Raw genomic sequence first — 2,253 nt, 5'->3', positions numbered from 1 at the left:
GTGGCCTATGGGGGCAGCAAAATTTTCTGGTGGGGGTATTCCCGGGTGCGGCGTGTGTTGGGGTGCGGCTGGGCGGGGGGGTTTTCGCGGCTGCCCCCCGCCGTCATGCCGGGGGTCGAGGACAAGGATACGGGTGCGGCCTCGGGCATCAACAACGCCGTCTCGCGCATCGGCGGCCTGATTGCCGTGGCGGCGATGGGATCGCTGGCGGCCTGGGTCTATGCTGGCGTGCTCGGCACCGCTGCCGGCTCCGGCATTCCGGGTTTCGGCGAACCGCCGCCAGCCGGCCTGGCGCCCGGCCTCGATACGGCACGACTTGCCGCCAGCGACGCGGCATTCGCCGCCGTTGCCGCGGTGACCGCGCTGCTTTGCCTGTTTTCGGCAATCACCGCGTGGACGACGGTTTCCGGCGAGCGGCTGCCATGGGCGCGCGACACGGCGAATCAGCAGGGCTGACGACGAAAAACGTCGGCTCAGCCTTCGATCTTGGCGCTCGCGACCTTCAACTGATTGCTGTCTTCCTGCTTGAGCAGGTCGTCGATGCGTTCGCGCTCGCGCTTGAAGGCGACGAGGTCGTCGCCCTTCAGCGTCTTACCGACCGGTAGGCGGACGCGCATCGAATCGACCTTTGTGCCGTTGACGATCAGTTCGTAATGAAGATGCGGACCGGTGGAGAGGCCGGTTGAGCCGAGATAGCCGATAACCTGACCCTGGCGAACGCGAACACCCGGCTCGATGCCTTTGGCAAAGGCGCTCTGGTGATTGTAGGACGTCTCGTAGCCATTGGCGTGACGCAAGATGATCTGCTTGCCATAGCCGCCGGCCCAGCCGGCCTTTTCGACGACGCCGTTGCCCGCGGCAATGATCGGCGACCCCACGGGAGCCGCCCAGTCGGTGCCGGTATGCATTTTCACATACCCCAAAATGGGGTGGCGCCTGGCACCGAACCCGGACGTAAACCGGCCATTGGGCAAGGGATTGCGCAGCAGAAACTGCTCGGCGCTGCTGCCGTTTTCGTCGAAATAGTCGGTGCTGCCGTCCTGCATCTGGAAACGGTAGAAATTTCGCGTCGTGCCGCCGAAAGTCGCGGAGACGTAAAGCAGCTCGGATTCGTCAGACGCCTGGTCGTCGCCATCGGGCTGCGAGAACAGCACCTCGATACGATCCGTGGGATTGAGGCGCGACTGGAAGTCGACACCGGATGCCAGCAACTTGATCAGCCGCTGCGTCATCGCCTTCGACATGCCGTAGGAATAGGCGGTGCGGTAGATGCCGTCATAGACGTTCGGCAGATTGCCGCGCACTATGGGCGCAGGCGAATCGTCGAACGCCGTCAGCAATTCGGGATTTGGCTCCGGCTCCTGCGCCGGCACGTACTGGTCGTGGTCGTCGAGCGCGATGGTGACGATGTGCTGGGTCCTGTCGTACACGCTGGTGCGAACGATCTTGGCGGCGTCGCCATGGACCTCGAGCCCAACGCGCAGCACGGTTCCTGCCTTGAGGGCCGTGGCATTCAGCAATTTGGCGATCGCCTCGGCCATTCCGGTGGCATCCTCGCCGGTATAGCCCGAATCAGCGAAGGCCTCGGCAATGTCGAGATCCTTGGTGAAGGGGATGATTTCCTCGGCGAAAGCCGGCGCCTGGTCGTCGATGGCGGCGCGCGGCGACACCGAGACGTTTTCCGGGACGATCTTGACGTCATAGGAGCCAGCCATGCTTTCGGCGAAGCCGTCACCGAATCGCTGTGGGTCGACATAATGCAGCGAAGCGACCTGGACAGCGCCGTCGCTCAGATCGGTGCCGGCCTGGCGCACGACCTTTTCCACCTCGTCGGCAGAAAGGTCGCTCTTTTCGTCGAAGGCCGCCGTCTCGATCGGGAAATCGACGGTCTTCAAGCTCATCTCGCTTTCGACCTTGGCGCCATAGATCTGGCTGGCGGCGGCGGCTGCCGGCTGGGCGGCATTGTCGTCGCCATTGCCAAACACCTGCATCGGGTCGAAAGGCGGATAGGCCCGGCTGGTCGTGTGACCGGCGGCAAGCGCCATCTTGATCTGCACGAAAGGCATGGTGTGGATGACATCGCGGTCGCCAACCTTGGTCACCATCGACACTTCCATGCGCCGGCGATCCTTGGCTTTGGCGATCTGGCGCAGCGCGACCAGCCGTGTCGTCTTGGCGATCTCACCGGAATCGTCGCCACTGGCAAGGCTGATCAGTTCGGCGATCTCGGGTGGCGTCGCCAACTGCTGGCGG

The 2,253-nt window shown here is 63.9% G+C and carries 1 protein-coding gene and 1 pseudogene (1 of these 2 cut by a window edge); one reads left to right on the top strand and one right to left on the bottom strand.

From position 1 onward, the window contains the following. Positions 1-456 (top strand): annotated as a pseudogene (locus NKI17_RS23130) (MFS transporter); the annotation flags it as partial. A gap of 17 nt (positions 457-473) precedes the next feature. Here the strand turns inward: NKI17_RS23130 and NKI17_RS23125 are convergent. Beyond that, a protein-coding gene (locus NKI17_RS23125; RefSeq protein ID WP_352568300.1) for a M23 family metallopeptidase crosses the window boundary here: on the bottom strand, positions 474-2,253 show its 3' portion. 179 nt of this gene lie beyond the right edge of the window; only the last 1,780 of its 1,959 coding nucleotides appear in the window; the start codon falls outside the window, past its right edge — the gene reads right to left on this strand; the stop codon is at positions 474-476.

Origin of the sequence: Mesorhizobium sp. M0816 (genome assembly GCF_040320005.1) — a bacterium.
Taxonomy (GTDB): Bacteria; Pseudomonadota; Alphaproteobacteria; order Rhizobiales; family Rhizobiaceae; genus Mesorhizobium.
Note: the sequence above shows the minus strand (reverse complement) of the source record. Positions and strands in the feature narration are given on the sequence as shown.